Origin of the sequence: Faecalibacterium sp. I4-3-84 (assembly GCF_023347255.1) — a bacterium.
Lineage (GTDB): Bacteria > Bacillota > Clostridia > Oscillospirales > Ruminococcaceae > Faecalibacterium > Faecalibacterium taiwanense.
The window spans coordinates 2,350,130-2,368,314 of record NZ_CP094466.1 but is presented as its reverse complement, the minus strand read 5'-3'; the positions used below and the strand labels follow the sequence as shown (position 1 = coordinate 2,368,314).

Genomic DNA, 18,185 nt, shown 5'->3' with positions numbered 1-18,185 from the left:
CTGCCCTCTGTTTAAATTACTTACGCAGACCCAGAGTTGCGATCAGAGCACGGTAACGCTCGATGTCCTTCTTCTGGAGATAAGCCAGCAGATTGCGGCGGCGGCCAACCATCTTCATCAGGCCGCGGCGGCTGTGGTGATCGTTCGGGTTCTTCTTCAGGTGCTCGTTCAGCTCGTTGATGTGAGCGGTCAGCAGAGCGACCTGCACTTCGGGAGAGCCAGTGTCCTTCTCGGTCAGAGCGACTTTGGCCATAACTTCCTGCTTGTTCATAGTTACATACCTCTTTATAAAATTTTATGTGCCAATGGAACAGCGGCGGGAAACGGCATTCCCAAAAAGCGGGCATACTCCCAACCCCGTACCACGGTAACAGATACAGTATACCAGAACCCTGTGCAAAATGCAAGGATATTTTTTGCATCCTGCCTTTATTTTTTTACGTACTGGTGCCAGTACAGCTGTACCTCCGGCAGCTTCTTTTTGCGCAGCAGAACTGCGGTGGGGATCAGATACAGCAGCACCGAAAGCAGCATGGATGCATCGTAGCCGCTCACCGCATCGGCCACGGTAGTGGTGCCGTACAGCCCACCGATGAGCATGGACGAAATATCCATGGCACCATGCAGGAATACCGTCACCCACAAATTGCCGGTGCGGAAGTAGATCGCCGCAAAAAGAGTGCCAAGCGATGCTGCAAACACGCACTGCATCAGCACACCGAAGGGTGCCGAACTGAGGATATTGGTCAGGTGCGCCGCACCAAACAGCACACCGGACAAAAGGCAGGCCTTCCACACACCGGCGCGGCTGGTGCCAAAGTGCTCCAGCAGGGTCTGGGCAATGACACCGCGGAAGATGAATTCCTCGGCCACACCCACCATGGCCATGCTGACAAGGAAGGTGCAGATGCGTGCCGCAGGCTGCAGCACGCCGTTCTCCGGCCGGCCCAGCACCAGCGACCCAAAGGCATTGTAGCCAATGAACACCAGCGGGTACATGCCCACCAGCAGGCCATTGAAAAAGCCGCTGCCGCGGCGGTGCAGCAGCCCAGCACGGTCTGTCCGTACCAGAAACAGCACTGCCACCATGGCCCCCACCAGCTCCTGCAGAGTGCTGTAGAGGTATGTATCAATGGACGCAAAATCCGTCCGAAAAAGAACCAATGCAATGGTAAAGACAAGATCTGTTACGAACAGGCTTGCCAAAAAGACCACTTCTGCCAGAACGCAGAATAACATTGGGTGCGCTTTGCGCAGTCGTTTGAGCATGGGATACCCTCCTGAATCGTTGATGGTACTATTCTAGCACACTTTACCTTAAAACGATATAGCACGCGCAAAAAAGGCAGTTTTCCCTTCTGCTGTGCCGCAAAGCGTTCACTTTTTCAAAACAAAGATCTGTTCAAACTCCTGCGTTGCCAGCAGCGAAACATCCTCATAGCCGCCCTGTCGGGCAACGTTCCACGCAGTTTCCATGTTCTGGGCCGTGATCTGCTCCACCTGTTCTGCCGTCACGAACTGCCACAGCCCCCGGCCTCCAATGAACAGCACCAGCGTATCATTTTCGCCGGTGTTATACTGCACCAGCAGCTCACTGGAATCGTCCGGCACCACACAGACCTCCTGAAATTTGAGAAGCTCCTGCACGCCGGAAGTGAAACTGCCAAGGTCCCCGGTAATATCCACGCAGGCGGCCTGACTGTATTGTTCCAGTTCTTTGTCTATCTTATAAGTACCGCTGTACATGCGCTCCGGCTCGATCACAAATGCAAGCACGAGCATTGCAAGGCACACGATCTGCAGAATGCGCTTTCTGGTGCCTGCACGCAGCGTATCCAGAATGGAGAAAAGGCCGCAGCCACAAAACAGCGCTTCCAGCGGTTGCAGATGGTACACATACCGCAGCGACTTATACGGCGAGATCACCGCGATAACCAGAAATGCAGCAAGCGCCGGGACCGTGATCAGCTTGACATCCCCGGGGATCAGCGTAGTGCCGCGCAACTTGCCCGGCAGCCAGCGCTGCCCCAGCTTCGTCAGGATCAGCACGGCCATAATGCCTGCGCCTACGGCAAAACCGACGATGCTCCAGCCGATCAGCTCCAGCGGACCTTTGGGGTACTGCGCCAGATCAAAAAGATTGCGCGTTGTAGCATCCAGTGAGTTCGTATTCTGCGAGTGCAGCTGTGCATACCAGCACGGAAAGGTGAGCAGCATTCCGCCAACGCCCGCAAGTGCCGGAAGCGAAAATGCAGCAGCATTTTTCCATTCGCGCCGGAACATCAGGTAAAGGTCATATGCTGCGCACAGCAGGAAGGCATAGACCACAAAGAAATACTGGGTCATCATGCCAAGATAGATGGTTACACCGATCAGAAGATATTTGGGCACAGACGGCCTGCGAAGAGACTTTGCCACCAGCAGCGCAAGCAGGATTGTCAGCAAGGTCATGAGCATATACATGCGCACCATCGTCACATTCGAGATCATTTCACGGTTGAACGCATACAATGCACAGACGAACAATGCTTTTTTCCAGTCTGCAAACAGCTCCATGCCCAGCGCATACAGCGCTGCCAGCGTGCCGCCCAGCAGCACAAAATTCATCCCCAGACCCGTCCATTTTGTAAAGCTGCCCGGGAACAGCGAGCATACTGTATTCAACAGAAAATAAAACAGCGGCGGATGAATGTCCTGCGTCTGATTATAGTAGACCGACGCATAGTTGAACCGTGTGCTTCCCTGCGGGGCAACATAATTCAGAAACTCGCTCTGCGTGAACACTGCTTCCGGCAGCTTGCCGTTTGCCACCTGTTCTCCACCATGGAGCCAGCTTAAAAACGGAACATAACTGCTGTTTGCAAGGCCGTAGGAGTAGATCTCATCCAGAAAGAAACCCTCTTTCCGCACAGCCCACCAGCCGCAAAGGCAGATCAGAACGATCACAAAAAGCGCGACCGCCCGTTTTTTCTTTTTTATTTCCTGCATAGTTTCTGTTTTTCCTCGTTTTTTTGTCCGTTCTGCAGCCAAATATGGCTTTGCTTTTCCAGTATATCATATTTAGAACACAAGTCAAAACTTTTCGGGTTGCAGATCCCGCTGCTCCTAGCAGCATGCACCTTGTTAGACATTCCTACGAGTTGGGACCCGTAACATCATCTGATCTCCGCCGCCCAACGGGTTGCGTTTGCTGATTTTTCCGCAGCCCCTTGACAGGGCTTTGAAAAATCAGAACGCGGCCCCAACAACTCCTCCCTGTCTCTGCCGCAGGCAGCGGTCGTCGCTGTTGCAAATCCCGCGCGGAGACAAAAAAGAACCAGTACACGAATGTGTTAGCAGCATGCACCCTGTTAGACATTCCTACGGGTTGGGACCCGCGGGCTAAACAAAGCCATACTATGGCTTTGTTTGCGGTGCTTCGCACCGCCGCCCTGTTCAAATCCCGCACAGAGACAAAAAAGAACCAGTACACGAATGTGTACTGGTTCTTTTTGGTCGGAGCAGCGGGATTTGAACCCACGGCCTCCTCGTCCCGAACGAGGCGCGCTACCAACTGCGCTATGCCCCGAAAATACCGCAGCCAGTTGAGACTGCGGTTTTCTTGGTTGGGGATGAGAGAATCGAACTCCCACAAGTAGAGTCAGAGTCTACCGCACTACCACTATGCAAATCCCCATTATTCTGTTTGTCTGCCGCGCCGTGCGCTGCTGACAAGGGATATTATACTCAAAAGGCCCGCGCTTGTCAACCATTTTTTTATTTTTTCTGCAAAAGTTTTCCCGCTGTTCTCCTGCCCGCAGAAATGCACCGTGGAAGCGTGTAAATTTTCTGCGCTTCTCTTGACAGCGGCCCCCATCCGGAATAATCTTATACTATAAACAGGTAGGTCTCCGGGCAGACTGACTTTGAAAGGCAGAACGCGCGGCGCTGAATACCAAATGAAAGAGGGCTTTTGAATGAAAAAACGTGTTGGAATCCTGACCTCCGGCGGCGACTGTCCGGGTCTGAACGCCACCATCCGCGGCGTAGCAAAAGCACTGTATGCCCGCATGGGCGATAACGTGGAGATCATTGGCATCCTGAACGGATACAGCGGCCTGATCAACGGCGACTACAAGGAGATGTGCGAGGACGATTTCCGCGGCATCCTGACGCTGGGCGGCACCATTCTGGGCACCAAGCGCACCCCCTTTAAAATGATGCGTGTGGTGGAGGACGACAACATTGATAAGGTTGCCGCCATGAAAAAGACCTACAAGGAAGCCAAGCTGGACTGCCTGCTGTGCCTGGGCGGCAATGGCACCCACAAAACCGCAAACCTGCTCTCGCAGGAGGGTCTGAACATCATCGGCCTGCCCAAGACCATTGATAACGATATCTATGGTACCGACGTAACCTTCGGCTTCCACACCGCCGTGGACATTGCCACCGATGTGATCGACCGCATCCACACCACCGCAGGCAGCCACAGCCGCGTGATGTGCATTGAGATCATGGGCAACAAGGCAGGCTGGCTGACGCTGTACTCCGGCATTGCCGGCGGTGCAGATATTATCCTGCTGCCGGAACAGCCCTATGATATCGACCGTGTGTGTTCTGCCGTGGAACGCCGCGCAAAGAAGGGTTCCAACTTCTCCATCATCGCTGTGGCCGAGGGTGCCATCAACTGCGAGGAAGCCGGCATGAAGCGCAAGGAATGGATGGCAAAGCGCGCCGAGGCAGGCTTTGGTACCACCGCCACCAACCGCATTGCACAGGCCGTGCAGAAAAAAACCGGCATGGAGACCCGTGTGTGCATCCCGGGCCACATGCAGCGCGGCGGCAGCCCCAGCGCCTACGACCGTGTGCTGGCCACCCAGTTCGGCAGCTATGCGGCAAAGCTGGTGGAGATCGAGCGCTACGGCGTGACCGTTGCCATGGTGAACCGTCATGTCACCGAGAACCGTCTGGCCGACATTGCAGGCAAGACCCGCAACGTGCCGGAGAACTGCGACCTGCTCACCGTCGCCCGCCGCATGGGCATCAGTCTGGGTTGATTACCATTTGAATGCTCTCCGCTTTGCTCTGAGCATTTTTAGCGGAATAATTATTTTTATTGGGGATTCCTGAAAATCTGCGGATTTTCAGGAATCCCTTTTTCACCGGAAGGGTCCCAACCGGCAGATGCTTCAAACAAACTGAATGCCGTTTTCCGCTGCACCCCCTCCCGTGAAAATCATAACCCCGCGTGAAAACGCGGGGTTTGCAGAACGGCCCCATAGGGGCCATAATACCAGCCGCGCCTAAAGGCGCACAATGAGCGACATCAACCGCACACTGACGTCGCTTTTACTTTCTTATACTATCTGTAGGCACTTCTGGCGAATCGTCATCATCGAAGTCAGCTACATTCTTGAATGGATCTTCGTATTCCTTGAAGCTCAACTGGTCGCACATCTGATCGTTGAACTCTTGTTCCTGAATGTATTTGCGGATCTTGGCTTCATTTCCACCTACTGTATTTACGTAATATCCTTTCGCCCAGAACACTCTCCTTCCGTATTTGTATTTTAGGTTTGCATGTCGCTCGAATATCATGAGTGTACTCTTCCCTTTGAGATACCCCATGAAATCTGCTACGGCAAGTTTGGGCGGTATCGACACAAGCATATGATTAGCGCCTATTAGGAAAACACACTGTCAAAGGGGTTCGTAGCGGGGGTTAGCCCGCTACTGTGGTATCTTCCGTAGTGTTGATTTCAATGTACTCGGCAATCTTGCGGAGCTCGTCAGCAAATTTGAATTTCACGCTGATATTGCCGTTTTCATAGACCTTGATATAGTCCACAAGTTCAACCAAGATTTCACGGTTGAGGGCTTCAATGTTCTGATACTTCATAAAGGCTACCAGTGCAGGATGCTCGTTGTCCACACCGTTTGCCAGTTCTGCGCGTTCAGCGTTCAGCCGGGTAAGCACCGCGGAAATATCAGAAGTCTGCCGTTCGTAGTCAGCCTTCATATCCCGGTATTCCTGCTGGGTGATTTCACCGTCTTTCCAGTCCTGATAAAGAGATTGCTTGTAGCGTGTTATCTTTGTCAGTTCCCGCTCTTTTGCAGCTATCAGATCGTCCAGTCGGTAAGACTGGCTTTTTTTGATTGGAGCGGAATTGATCTGCGTGACGATTTCCGAGTAGGAAACAGCCAAATGTACCTGATGCTGTACAGCGAACAAAACAGCGGCCTCCAGCCGTTCATGCTTGATTGAGTGCATGGTGCAGGCTGTCCGGGAACGGTTCTTGTAGGTTGAGCAAGAATAATATACATTGTTGTTCTTGCCAACGCATCGGGTAATGGCCCGCCCGCAATCGGCACATTTCAGAAAGCCGCTGAATAAATGTACCTCACGGCCTTTCGGGGAAGTACGGGTATCACGCTGTAAGAGAGCCTGTACCTTGTCGAAAGTTTCATAGTCGATAATGGCCTCATGCGTTCCAGCCACTTCCACCCATTCCTCGCGTGGAACAGCTTCAATCTGGTGTACCTTGTAGCTTTTCACCCGGCTTCGGCCTTGGGCTAAATCCCCGGTGTAGGTCGGATTGGTAAGAATGGAGTGGATCATGCGGACTCCCCACATAGGATCGTCATACCCTCTTGTCGAAACAGGCAAGCCCTTTTGTACCTTGTAAGCCGAGGGGCTCGGTACGCCGTGTTCGTTCAGGTACAGCGCGATAGCACGTTTTGATGACCCTTGAATAAGCATTGTGAAAATGAGTTTGACATTTTCAGCAGCATCGGGATCAACAATCAGCCTGTGCTTGTCCTTTGGGTGCTTTACATAGCCGTAAGGAGCAAATGCTCCGATATACTGGCCGTTGCGCCGTTTGTAATCAAATACCTGCCGGATCTTTTTGGAAGTCTGATAGCAGTAATTATCGTTCATCACGTTTGTAATGGGAACGATGATATTTGAAACGCTGTCGGGGTTCTTGTAGCTGTCCACATTCTCAGCAAGGCTGATAAAGCGAACACCCATTTGAACAAACAGGTTATCGATCAAACTTCCGGCATCGCTATAATTTCGTGCGAAGCGGGACAGGTCTTTTACTACCACGCAGTTAATTTTTCCGCTCATTACATCGGAAAGGAGCCGCTGGAAGTTCTCCCGGTTGGCGTCCGTTCCTGTGTGTCCATCGTCTACATATTCGGAAACACTTTCAAATTCTCCGATATGCTTCTGGTAAAAGTCATTGAGCAGATCACGCTGGTTGATGACGCTGTTGCTGTCGTCCTTTCCCTTTTTCAAGTCCTCCTTGGAGAGCCGGATGTATGCGCCCAGCCGCCAGCGGCGGACGGTATAAGAGGGAGAGAAACTCTGTTGCAATCCTCTGTTTTTTGTTCGTGCCATTGTTCCTCCTTCCCTATCACATTACATCTATATTATACCTCTGCTCGGGCGGGACAACAAGGATGCCTCCGCCTCGGGACACTTTGTCTCAAAGTAGAAACGGGCCATAACCGAAGTTACAGCCCGCTTTTTTGCCGGAGAAGGAAGTCCGTCAGCGTGTCCTGCAAGGACGGCCCGCTTTCCGCAAATTCAATTTTTACACCGATCCCGCCGATGCAAAAGCAGTATGGATTTTCTACCGCCTGCAAAAACAGAGCGATCCGCTCCTCCCGGGGGAGAGAGGTGTCAAAGATCATACCGCTCACATCCGGCAGGGACTCGGGAGCCACTGCGCCGATGTCAACGCTTTTCATTTGTTCCAGTTCCTTTGCCGTTAATCTCACGGTAAAACCTCCTTATCAAAAATAGGATACGCCTCCCGCATATCATGGGAAAACGCAAGAGGGCAGCACCCAAACGATGCTGCCCTCTTGCCTCACTCCATGTAAGTATAAAATAGAGAACGCCGCTCCCATTTTCTTGCCCTGTCCAAAGACAACCATGCTCAAAGCGGCGTTCCCTCGCAGATAAGGGGACAGCCCGGAGGGACAAGCGGCCAGCCTGTCCTATGCCGGATCGTGGCCGTGGGGCGGCCCGGCCCAGTTGCGGCGTTGGTGTTGTTCGCTCGTTCTTCCGAAGAAAAAGTCACAGCGCACCCGCCACCCGGCTCCCCGGACTATGCCCGGGGCCGCCGCTGTTTATCTGCGAAAAGAAGAATATCTTCTTTCATAAACCGAGACATTTTTTCATCATTTCCAAGTGGGGAAAATGAAAAAATCAAAAAGTTTTTTTCATACGCTCAAGGCCACGCTTGATCGACTGGCGAACAGACTCCTCATGTACGCCCTCGGCCTCGGCAATTTCCTTGATGCTCTTTCCAAGAATGATGTGGGCATCAATCCTGCGGCCCTGGATCTCCGGCAAAGAGTTGAGTGCGTTCCACAGACGGATGAACAGCTCCATGCGCTCCAGAAGCTCCTGGGGCGTTGGCTCATGCAGGCAGGCGGAATATTCGATCCCGTCATCGCAGTCCAGAGAATACTGCGCCTTATGCCGGGAGAGCCGCCGCTGGTAGGCCATTTCGTGCCGGGCATCGGACACAAACACTTCGGCTACCTCGTCAGAAACCTCAATAAACTGATCCTGTGTGTACCAATAATAAAAATCCTTCAGATTGATTGTAGTCATAAATAAACCTCCGTTTCGGTGTTGGGTGGATGAGTGACCGAAACGGGGCTCGGTGGGGAGCGGCATCCCGGGGAGCCGCCCCGCACCTCGGGACAATTTGTCTCGAAGTACAAAAAAGCGCCCGCACAGCAAGACGCTATGCAGACGCATGAAATTACATTATCATAATTGTACTGATATATTGTACCTTCATAGTCAGACTGTCCCGGAGGGGGAGCTACGCTTTTTTTAGCTGGTGAAGGTCATGGGAATTGTGAGAAAGTAAGATGGACACGGCGACACCCTCCTATGGGCCGCCGTGGGGTTACTGAATATCCAAAGAGAAACGGCGGCTCTGAAAATTGAGCCGCCGTTTCAAATAGGCGTATTGATAGGCTGCTGTACGACGGCTTTTTTTCTTTTGCCGTCGTGCGGCAGTTAAATGCTTTGTTTAGTTATGGCTTGCATTACCTATGGATTGGTTTCCAGATATTCCGGCCTGTGTATGCTCGTCAAACTCCTCTTGACTGTATTTCTCGATGCCAGTTAATGTTCCGTGATGTTCGCTGTTCAAGTGGCCGTAATCACGAACGGTATAAATGTCTATTGTACCAACACCACTTCCAAGCGTTCTCATTTCGCCTCGGAATTTTCCGCTGGTGAGACTTTCACCATTAGAAGTGAGAACATCCCGGAAATAGCGGACTTCCTCACCATTGAAATACCACTGATCTTTTTCGGCATCATAGGTTACTCCAAATGCCTCATACTCTGCAACGAGCTTTGCAGTTTCGCTATCTTCAAGCGGCGTTCCTGCCATAGCAACGGATGTGCTGTTTTTCAACGCCTCAATATCCCGTGCGTCAAATTCCTGCTGGGTAAACTCTTTTAAGCCAATCAGCTTACCCGCCGGATCAACGGAGCCGTCAGCCGCTTTTGAAAAGCTCTCTAAATCCCGTACAGCATACACATCCACTGTGCCGTTTTCATTTAGAAAATCAATACCGGCGGTTTCATTGTTACCGATGGGATAATAGTCCTCAAACCATCGAACCAAATTCCCGTTATAGGTAAGTTCATCTTTGACCGCATCATAGGTCATCCCATATTGTTCATAAGGTGCAAACATTTTTTCTTTGTCTGCGGCGGAAAGTGCCGAGCTATCCTCGCTGTTTCCAAGCGCCTCAGAGCTGCCAAGAGGTTGACTGATTTCTTCCTTGATAACGGGATTACCTTGTTCCTGGCTGTTCTGTGGTGTCGTGCTGCATCCAGCCAAACAGCCTAATAAGAGCATAGACGCAGCGCATAATGCCATTCTTCTCATAGTGTTTACCAATCCTTTCTTTGAATGTACCCCAAGTATAGCAAAGCATTTTGGGATACCTTTGGGATTAGTTTGTGATTTATGTGTAGTTAAAAAAAGCGGCAGGTTGTTCACCTGCCGTTGATTGTCCGCTAAATCGTGAAGAAGAATTTAACACCGTTTTCTGTGTTGCAAGCCTCACAATAGCTGTTATGTTGTTGTAAAATTCTTTGAACCATATAAAGCCCTAAGCCGCTACCGCCTGTTCTTCTACTGCGGGATTGCTCCATACGATAAAAAGCGTCAAACAATTTGGGAATATCATCTTCTGGTATATGTGTACCTGTGTTCTCTACGGAGAACAAAAAGCGTCCGTTGGTATTTTGCAAAATAATATCAACGCTTGCTCCATGCGGCGAATACTTTACAGCATTTGAAATCAAATTGGAGAACACCTTTTCAATCAGCAATTTGTTCCCGTTTATAAAAGCGGGAGACTGTATAGCAAGATGTATTTGCAGTTCTTTTGTTGCCACTAAATCATCAATCTCCCTCAAATAGACATGTATCATGGGAGCACAATCAAAATGCTCCATTTTGAAATCAACATTGGTTTCCAGCCTTGAAATCGTTAATATTTCCTGCACCATCGTTTCAAGCGTAGCCGCAACTTCCAAGGATCGGGCAAGATACTTTTCGTGGTCTTTATATGCCCCTATACCCAATAGCATCCCCTCTAATTGACCCTTGATAATGGTGATAGGGGTTTTCAGTTCATGGGAAGCAGAAGAAAAGAAATCCTGTTGTGCCCGTTCCAGCACCTTTTGATGTTCAATATCCTTTTGGAGCTGGAGATTTGCACTTTGCAACTCCTCCAAGGTAGCAGACAGTTTCCGGGACAGCGTATTCAAGCTATTCTCCAGTACACCCAGCTCGTCAGAACGGCGTTCCTCAAGTTGCCATTCCAGCTTCATATCAGACATTTCTTTAGAAATCCGACTGATTTTTAATACCGGGTTTGTAATGATACGAGAATACACCCAAGCAGTTGCCAACGATACAAGGAGAATAACGCAAAACAAAATCGGTAATACGCTTACAAATGATTGCCGCAGTTCTGCGATTTGAGAGGCTTCTCCGTAAACTGTTAAAATATATTGGCTATTATCATCTGCAAATGAGAAGTAATAGCTGTTGGATATAATCGGCGCACTTTCATAAGATGCTCCGCCAAGAGCCTCCCCGGTGATCCCATCGTTAAAGCTATTTTGGTTAGACGGTGTTTCCACCAGAACACCATCAGCAGTATAAAGCTCCACCATGCTAATTGTTGTGTTTTGAAGAAACTGATCAAAAAGTCCGCCGCTATCCTGCATACGGATATGTTCTAATTCATAAATAAAGTCGCTGGTCTGTTCATCTAATGCCGCATTGAGATTGTTAGAATAGGTTTGAGGCATATACCAAGCCAAAACGCCATAGACAAGAAAGCTCACGCAGAGCAAAACTGCCACAGTCAGAATAAAGACTTTAGCAAACAGACTGCCTTTAATTCTCTTTATCAACTTTATATCCCACCCCTCTGATTGTTTGAATGAAATCTATTCCCAGTTTTTTTCGTAGATTTTTGATATGGGTATCAACAACACGCTCGTCCCCATAAAAATCATATCGCCACAGCTTATCCAACAAGTTCTGCCGGGTCAATATCCGGCCCTGATGGGTCAGCAGTTCCCGCAGTATTTCAAATTCCTTTTGTGTCAGTTCAAAATTAGCTCCGTCCACTGTGGCGGTGTAGCCGTCACAGTTCAAACGCAAATTGCCATAAGTAATGATTTGATACTTTTCATCTGTTCCCCGGTTACTGCGCCGAAGTACAGCCGCAATTTTGCGGAGCAGGACAGGCATAGAAAACGGTTTTGTAATGTAGTCATCCACCTGCAAATCCAATCCTTTAATCTGATCTTCTTCTCCGCTTAATGCGGTTAGCATGATGATAGGAACATCAGATTGTTTGCGTATCAATTCACAGACACCGTAACCGTCAATTTTGGGGAGCATAATGTCCAACACAATCAAGTCATATCGTTCTCCCGCAAATAAAGATAGTGCCTCGACACCATCATTTGCAACAGCTACTTCATATCCTGCTTCTTGTAAAAAATTCTGTAAAAGTTCTTGAATATCAAAATCGTCCTCAACGACTAAAATCCTTTGCATAATAACACCTCCAAAGATAGCGTATCATAGATTTTTGTGATTAAAGTGTAGTTTTCAAATTTTCTTTCTGTTATTATACCTTGTCCGTGTAACATCGGCAACCTTGCCGACGGGCAATAAAATACTACTAAAACATAAAATTGTGTTTCGTTCTCATAGTCAAACCCGAAATGTAAAATAATATAGGGGTGATATGAGAATGTACCAAGACACCAGACGGCTTGACTTCCACGCATTAGGCCGGGAGATCAAGCGCAAGAGAGAGGCGAAAGGCTGGACACAGGAATACCTTGCACAGCTCGTAGACCGTACCCCTCGTTCCATCATGTATTTTGAGAACCGGGGCCAGCATCCAAGCCTGAACACCTTTTACCAAATCGTCACCCTGTTGGATATTTCCGTAGACCAGTTCTTTTATCCTGACAGGCAGAACGGCGAAAGCGACTGCCGCCAGCATATTGACAGGCTGCTCAATACAATGGACGAAAAGGAATTGACGGTCATGGAGGCCACAGCAGAGGGACTACAAAAAGCCAGAGAAACGGAGGTCAAGTAAAAAGGGCCTTCGTTTTTCTCGTTTTTAGGGGGCTTTTCGGGGGTGCCGCTAAATGGCAAGCAATTCGGGTGTGGCCACACTCCGAAATTTTTGCTGGCCGCAGGCCCGCAAAAATGCTTGTTGGGGAGCTCCCCAAACCCGCTGAACTTCGGGACAAATTGTCCCAAAGTCCCGGCGCTATGCGCCTGTTGTCGGCGGCCTGTCGCTATCGCTCCTGGGCCTTATTTTCCCGCCCGTCCGTCACGCCGAGCAGATGATCAATGTTCGCCTTGATTGCCACAGCCTGCCGCATATCCGCCTGGGCCTTGCGGTATTCCGCATAAAGCTCTTTCTTTTGTCCCGCCAGCTCACGGCGGGATTTTTTTAGTACTTCTATTTTAGGGAGCTTTGCGCCGTTCAGTCTGGTGTTCATGGTATCCTTTGCCGCCCGGTAAGTGGCAAGCTCCGCTTCATGCTGGGCCAGATACTTTTTGCTGTACCGTGCAGCCTTGTACCCGTCGAACACCGGGCGGGTCTTGGCATAGTCCACCGTGGCAGCCATCAGCTCCGAGGTTTTGGAAAGAGCCTCCTCCGTTGTGCGGAGTTCGTCAGACAGCTTGTGAAAGTAATCCACCGCAGCCTCGGTGCTGGCCGTCAGCGCCGCATAGTCTGTCAGATGATGCTCCTGCAAATACTGGAGTGCAGCCGCCATCTGCTTTAAGTTGTAGACCTTGGCCCATCGTTCATAAGCCGGGCCCTTGCCCTGGGCCATACGCTTTTGAATGTCGATGATGAGATTAACTCGCCGTGGCGGAACCGTGGGCTCCTCTGGCAGCTCGGGGAGCGGACGTTCCCCGGCAATTACTGCCTTGATGTCCTCCGGGTCAAATCCAGCTCCCAGTGTAGAAGCCCGGAGCCGGGTCGGTTTTTCCTGTCCGGGCGCGAGAAATGAGATGACACCGCCTCGTCCCTGTTTCACCGAAAAGCCGGACTCCTCCATAAGCCGGAGAAAATCGGCAAAGTTTGTGGGCTTTTTCTCCAAAGCGGCGAGAATAGCCAGCCGTACCCTCTGCTTGGCAGAGGGCGGCTTTTCCCCAATCCACTGGCCATAGTGAAGAAAGCAGCCCTTGCTGTGCTGGCGCGGATTTTGGATAACAGACAGTTCATGTTCGATGCACACGCGGTCAGAGAGCCGCCGCAGGGCAAAGGACGAACCAATGAAATTATGAAATTTCCGGGAGCAGTCAAAGGCCGTCGCATTGAAATAAATGTGATTGTGAATATGGGCCTTGTCGGTATGCGTACAGACGAAGAACTGATACTTTCCCTTTGTCCAGCGCATCGCCGTTTCATAACCGATACGATTTGCTTCTTCCGCCGTAACCTCCCCGGGCAGGAACGCCTGCCGGATCTGAAAGAACAGTGCCCCGCGAGATACGGCCCGGCCTGTCTCTGCAAGGTATTGACTTTTTACCAGAAGAAACTCGGCGGGAGCCGTGTTCGGATCGCAGAGATAGGAAGATACGGCTCCCAGCTTTTCCGGGTTCAGGCCATAGGTGAAACGATCCTCCATCGTTTGAATTGCACTTTTTCCCGCCGCTGTTTTATAAGGGCGGATGTAGGTGGTCGCCGTAAAAATCCCTCCTTCCGGCAAACAGTATTTTTACTTTGGGACACTTTGTCCCGAAGTAGAAAAAGCCGGGGAGCGGTATCAACCACTCCCCGGATGGGTCAGAGCTCTACCAGCGCGGAGAGCTGTTTCAAGAGATCAGACAGCGGCCCCCACAAAGCGGCATAGTCCCGCTGCAAGGCCGCGAGTTCTTCGGGATAAATCGCGCCGTAGGTGTTGGCTTGAATTGCCACTTGGTTCAGATTGTTGGAGCAGCGCCGCTGGAGCGAAACCAGCTCACGAACAGGCGAAAGGTCAACATGAAGCACATACCCACTCAGGGCCATTTTCCGCATATAGGCTCCCATGTTACGGATGCCAGCCTCCGCCATACGTTCTTGAATCAGGGCCTGCTCCGCCTCCGACACCATCACATGAAAATGGATCGGACGGCGGCGTTTCTTTGTCATCGTTCCTCACGCTCCCGGCTGCGGCAGGCGCGGGGCGGCTCCTTTACTTTATCCAGCGGCTTTTCCTGTTCGTCTGCCGGAACAGGGTGCGGCAAATGAAATTCACGGTGCAGGCGCAGCACCTCCAGTACAGACAATTCCTGTTCACGTTTCTTTTCCATATACGCACCTCCTTATCTATCGCCACGGTCAGGCTGCCTCCGTTGGGGAGCCGGAGCCTCCGAGCCGCGATCTGCCTCCGCCAACTTTGCCGCATTTTTCATCTGCTCGGCAATCGGACGGGGCCTGTCGGGATTATCAGGCGCAGGACGCAGCTCATAGTCGGATGCCTGTTTTTCCGTTAGCGGGCGGGTATAGGTAAGATAGCCCCAAGCCAAGAACGAGCCATTTTCCACCGGGATGCGCTGATCGTAATTGAAGATTTCATCCGGCTTGTTATAGGGCGGCTTCGGGAATGTCCCGATGTCCACAGGCCGCTGGGTCGAATAATACTTGTAAAGGCCGGGAGCCTCGGTCTGCCTGATCCCCACGTTATAAATCCGCTGATAGTCCTGCACCCGGTCTGTAAAATCCTGTTCCATCGCGGCGCGGTCATTTCCATAGTGACCCCATTCGTACTGCCGCTGGCCGTCCTTGTCATCATAGCAGGCCCATGTGACATAGCGGGATGGCGCGGTGGGATGTTCGCCCAATGCAAATCCCCGCCCATTTTCCAGCATGACCGCCTTCAAAATAGCATAGCCTTGATTTTTGTCCATAGTACACCTCCCATCATCGAGACATTTCTTTGTTTTCTCTTTTCACAAACGGCTGGAGCTGATAGGGGCTTGTACCGTCCTCGGGCCGCAGAAAGTCTATCCGGGCCGCAGCACGGATGGCGTTCTGGTTAAGCTGCCGCTGCCATGCCCCTTGGCTGGGAGCCCACTTAAAGCCGTTGCTTTTCAGTTCCTGCCGCTGATTGGCATCGGGCTTTTCCTCAAAAATAAGCTGCAAACGATTTTCAGCCTCGTTGATTTTTGCCTCGCCTCCGGGGAATGTCCAGCCTGCAAACTCGGAGCGGCTGCTCAGTTCCTCAATGCGCTGGCGTACACGGCGGATGTTGGCGTTGTTGTTGGAAAGCAGATAGGCGGGATACGGCTTGCTTTTATCCAAGTGCCATGACTGCGCCATATCTGCTTTGAGCTTTTCTGCCTGCTCCGGCGTAAGCTCCGGGCAGCCGTCCAGCGTTTTGTGTTTCCGAAAATACGCATTGACCGCCTTCATGGTGGCCTGCTGGGACTCCAGCCCCTCCAGCTTTTTTGTCAGCTTTTCCACGGCCAGATCATCGTCTGCGCTGATCCCGCCCATACCAACAGAGCGGATTTTATCAAGCAGCTTTGAAATCTCCGCACACTCTCCATAGTTGCGATCCCGGGCGGCGTTCTGCTTGTGCTTTTTTGCTACAGGAAAATTACCGCCCCCGGAGATCAGAATAGAGGGTACCCGGGCATCAATCACATTGCGTTCATTCAGATTTTCCGCAAGTTTCCGGGCATAGCGATCCACCAGAGCGTCAATCTTATCGTGGTACATGGGATCGACACGCGCTTTCTGGCGTTCCGCCGCTACATACGCTTCATCGACCATTGCCCGGTAGCTCGTCGTAGCGGAGCCCGGCTGATAGTCGGAAAAGCTGTTCATATCCTTTGCCCGCTTTGCGGCTTCTTCATTGATCGGATAATATTTCGGCATAGTACCTCCTTCCACAAAAGCCGGAACTTTGGGACAAATTGTCCCAAAGCCCCGGCAGCTAAAATGTTGACAGCATCTCACGGAAACAGGGCCGGACGTAGAAATATACGCCTCCCGCAGAAAAGGGCCTTAAAAAGCCTTGTCACAGGCGGGTTTTGGATGTCCTAATTGTCAACACATCAGCCCCGTTTTTTCCGCATATATTCCCGCTGCTGTCTGCGGTGTGCCGCCTTTGCACAGGCCGCCGAACAATAGGTTTGCCGTCCATCAGGAGCCACGGCTCTGCCGCATACCGGGCAAGCCTTGAAATCCGGCCTTGGCCCTTCTGCCAGCAGCGCAGCCTCCAGCGCCGGATCAAGGGGCAGAACAGCCTCGCGGAAGTAGCGGCAATAAGCCCCCGTCCAGCATTTCCCAAACATATAGCACTCGCAATCCAGCGGCAGGCAGCCGCAGTCCCGGTCATAGTTGGCACACCATTTTGACACCAGCCTGCGGATTGCCGCTTTTTCTGTCCGGGTCAGTTCTCGGCCCACAGCATCACCTCCCGTTGCCCGGTGGTTTGAGCTGCTCCCGGTAGCAGAACACGCAGCCGATCCCGCGCCAGTAAGGGCAGCCATCACAGCGGGAGCCCTTCGGCGGCAGGCTGGGCGGCACACCCTTGAAGTAGCTTTTTTCTTTCATAAATCCCTCATAGGGGTTATTTGTAAATCTCATTCATTATCCTCGCTTTCGGTATCGTCCTCGTCCCAAGGCGGCCCATCGTCCTCGGGATCGTCATAATCGGCCAGTTCCTCGCTGTAATCCTCTTCGGATACAGCAGCTTTTTCATGCTTCGGGCGGTAGATTTTGAAGTACCAGCCTGCACCGCTGCCCAGAACAGCCACTGCCAAAATCAGCAGAAGTGTCCCGGTATTGCTTTTTTGCTGGGGTTCGGGTTCCGGCTCCTCCACAGGTTCCGTCACCGGGGCGGGTTCGGGAGCTGTGCCAGCACACTCGGTCATGTTGACCGCGCAGACCTCGCAATCCGTATGGATGGCTCCGGGCGCACATTTTTCTGTGCAGGAGCAGGCTGGAAGCTCTCCGCCAGCGGCCTCCAGTGCCGCCAGCAGATCGGCTTCATCCACCATGTTCAGAAAGTAGGTGTGATACTGTTCGCCGTCCTCGTCCACAGGCTTGTCATAATCAATGACAATGTAAAAGGTGTTGCCGCCGCTGGTTTCCACCGTGATGAACTGTTTGTTGGTTGCAGCATCATAGAGCAGATCGCGGGTCACAAGGTTTCCATCCTCCGAAAAGCCCTCGCCCGGGGTAATGGTAGGTGCAGGCTCCGGGGCCGGAGTTTCTTCCACAACAGGCGGTTCCTCATTCCCACTGTCCGAATAGGCGTAGGCTGGAATCGCAGAGCCGCATAAAAGAACGGCGGAGCAAAGCCCCGCCGCCAACATACGAAAGTGTTTCATATTCAGTTTTCCTCCTTCTTTTCTTCTTCGGACTTCGGGACACTTTGTCCCAAAGTGCCGCCGTCCTTCAGTTTCTCAAACAGCAGCGGGAGCTCCGTAAGGGAAATGCTCATGCCGCGCACAATGTCCACGATCTCGCTGTTTTCCGCCTCCAGCTTTTTCTGCTCCAGCTCCTTGAGCCGGGCCTGCTGTTCACTGATTTTGGCCTTGACCTTATCAATCTCGGCCTGAATTTTCATGCTTTTGGTAGTTGCCATTTCAAAACCT

The 18,185-nt window shown here is 51.5% G+C and carries 20 protein-coding genes, 2 tRNA genes and 1 pseudogene; 2 read left to right on the top strand and 21 right to left on the bottom strand.

Annotated features, from left to right (window positions below; translation table 11 throughout):
* Window positions 1-16: 16 nt before the first annotated feature.
* From rpsO to MTP41_RS11615, 5 genes are all read right to left on the bottom strand, one after another.
* Window positions 17-271, bottom strand: a complete 255-nt coding sequence (gene rpsO / locus MTP41_RS11635) for a 30S ribosomal protein S15 (protein ID WP_005933138.1) — start codon at window positions 269-271, stop codon at window positions 17-19.
* Window positions 272-429: 158 nt separating this feature from the next.
* Complete coding sequence (locus tag MTP41_RS11630; RefSeq protein WP_249235563.1) at window positions 430-1,269, bottom strand: CPBP family intramembrane glutamic endopeptidase; 840 nt, start codon at window positions 1,267-1,269, stop codon at window positions 430-432.
* A gap of 108 nt (window positions 1,270-1,377) precedes the next feature.
* Entirely contained in the window at window positions 1,378-2,988 is a 1,611-nt protein-coding gene (locus tag MTP41_RS11625; protein WP_249235562.1) for a glycosyltransferase family 39 protein, read from the bottom strand.
* Window positions 2,989-3,492: 504 nt separating this feature from the next.
* Window positions 3,493-3,568 (bottom strand) — tRNA-Pro (locus MTP41_RS11620).
* Between the two features lie 34 nt (window positions 3,569-3,602).
* Window positions 3,603-3,676, bottom strand: a tRNA-Gln gene (locus MTP41_RS11615).
* Between the two features lie 280 nt (window positions 3,677-3,956).
* On the opposite strand from MTP41_RS11615, the gene MTP41_RS11610 reads away from it, so the two are divergent.
* A complete protein-coding gene (locus MTP41_RS11610; RefSeq protein WP_097776657.1) occupies window positions 3,957-5,036 on the top strand; it encodes a 6-phosphofructokinase in 1,080 nt (359 codons plus the stop codon).
* A gap of 292 nt (window positions 5,037-5,328) precedes the next feature.
* Here the strand turns inward: MTP41_RS11610 and tnpA are convergent.
* The 7 genes and pseudogenes from tnpA to MTP41_RS11575 all read right to left on the bottom strand — a co-directional run.
* A pseudogene (tnpA, locus tag MTP41_RS11605) lies at window positions 5,329-5,652 on the bottom strand (IS200/IS605 family transposase); the annotation flags it as partial.
* A gap of 49 nt (window positions 5,653-5,701) precedes the next feature.
* Window positions 5,702-7,384, bottom strand: a complete 1,683-nt coding sequence (locus MTP41_RS11600) for a recombinase family protein (RefSeq protein ID WP_117465017.1) — start codon at window positions 7,382-7,384, stop codon at window positions 5,702-5,704.
* Window positions 7,385-7,500: 116 nt separating this feature from the next.
* Window positions 7,501-7,767, bottom strand: coding sequence for a DUF6870 family protein (locus MTP41_RS11595; protein ID WP_117465016.1), 267 nt, complete (start codon window positions 7,765-7,767; stop codon window positions 7,501-7,503).
* A gap of 433 nt (window positions 7,768-8,200) precedes the next feature.
* Entirely contained in the window at window positions 8,201-8,611 is a 411-nt protein-coding gene (locus MTP41_RS11590) for an RNA polymerase sigma factor (RefSeq protein ID WP_117465015.1), read from the bottom strand.
* A 430-nt stretch (window positions 8,612-9,041) separates the two neighbouring features.
* Window positions 9,042-9,914, bottom strand: coding sequence for a hypothetical protein (locus tag MTP41_RS11585; protein WP_226818873.1), 873 nt, complete (start codon window positions 9,912-9,914; stop codon window positions 9,042-9,044).
* 131 nt (window positions 9,915-10,045) lie between these two features.
* A complete protein-coding gene (locus MTP41_RS11580) occupies window positions 10,046-11,458 on the bottom strand; it encodes a sensor histidine kinase (protein ID WP_249235561.1) in 1,413 nt (470 codons plus the stop codon).
* Window positions 11,442-12,116, bottom strand: a complete 675-nt coding sequence (locus tag MTP41_RS11575) for a response regulator transcription factor (protein ID WP_425518619.1) — start codon at window positions 12,114-12,116, stop codon at window positions 11,442-11,444. Before MTP41_RS11575 ends, MTP41_RS11580 begins: the two co-directional genes overlap by 17 nt.
* A 190-nt stretch (window positions 12,117-12,306) precedes the next feature.
* On the opposite strand from MTP41_RS11575, the gene MTP41_RS11570 reads away from it, so the two are divergent.
* Complete coding sequence (locus MTP41_RS11570) at window positions 12,307-12,669, top strand: helix-turn-helix transcriptional regulator (protein ID WP_330366484.1); 363 nt, start codon at window positions 12,307-12,309, stop codon at window positions 12,667-12,669.
* A 205-nt stretch (window positions 12,670-12,874) separates the two neighbouring features.
* Here the strand turns inward: MTP41_RS11570 and MTP41_RS11565 are convergent, their stop codons facing one another.
* The 9 genes from MTP41_RS11565 to MTP41_RS11525 form a co-directional block, all read right to left on the bottom strand.
* Window positions 12,875-14,221 (bottom strand): relaxase/mobilization nuclease domain-containing protein, encoded by a 1,347-nt coding sequence (locus MTP41_RS11565; protein WP_249235560.1) that lies wholly within the window; start codon window positions 14,219-14,221, stop codon window positions 12,875-12,877.
* A 158-nt stretch (window positions 14,222-14,379) separates the two neighbouring features.
* A complete protein-coding gene (locus MTP41_RS11560; RefSeq protein WP_249235559.1) occupies window positions 14,380-14,727 on the bottom strand; it encodes a plasmid mobilization protein in 348 nt (115 codons plus the stop codon).
* On the bottom strand, window positions 14,724-14,888 hold the full coding sequence (locus MTP41_RS11555) for a hypothetical protein (protein ID WP_014080207.1): 165 nt from the start codon (window positions 14,886-14,888) through the stop codon (window positions 14,724-14,726). The genes MTP41_RS11560 and MTP41_RS11555 overlap by 4 nt, the downstream gene beginning before the upstream one ends.
* Before the next feature lie 12 nt (window positions 14,889-14,900).
* Window positions 14,901-15,485, bottom strand: coding sequence for a hypothetical protein (locus MTP41_RS11550; protein ID WP_249235558.1), 585 nt, complete (start codon window positions 15,483-15,485; stop codon window positions 14,901-14,903).
* A gap of 13 nt (window positions 15,486-15,498) precedes the next feature.
* Complete coding sequence (locus tag MTP41_RS11545; RefSeq protein WP_249235557.1) at window positions 15,499-16,458, bottom strand: hypothetical protein; 960 nt, start codon at window positions 16,456-16,458, stop codon at window positions 15,499-15,501.
* A 179-nt stretch (window positions 16,459-16,637) separates the two neighbouring features.
* On the bottom strand, window positions 16,638-16,991 hold the full coding sequence (locus MTP41_RS11540; protein WP_087989526.1) for a cysteine-rich VLP domain-containing protein: 354 nt from the start codon (window positions 16,989-16,991) through the stop codon (window positions 16,638-16,640).
* A gap of 4 nt (window positions 16,992-16,995) precedes the next feature.
* The gene (locus MTP41_RS11535) at window positions 16,996-17,139 is read right to left on the bottom strand and encodes a hypothetical protein (protein ID WP_187016090.1); all 144 of its coding nucleotides are present in this window, start codon (window positions 17,137-17,139) and stop codon (window positions 16,996-16,998) included.
* Window positions 17,140-17,168: 29 nt separating this feature from the next.
* Window positions 17,169-17,918 (bottom strand): DUF4366 domain-containing protein, encoded by a 750-nt coding sequence (locus MTP41_RS11530; protein ID WP_249235556.1) that lies wholly within the window; start codon window positions 17,916-17,918, stop codon window positions 17,169-17,171.
* Window positions 17,919-17,920: 2 nt separating this feature from the next.
* Window positions 17,921-18,175 (bottom strand): DUF4315 family protein, encoded by a 255-nt coding sequence (locus MTP41_RS11525; protein WP_014080213.1) that lies wholly within the window; start codon window positions 18,173-18,175, stop codon window positions 17,921-17,923.
* Window positions 18,176-18,185: the final 10 nt, after the last annotated feature.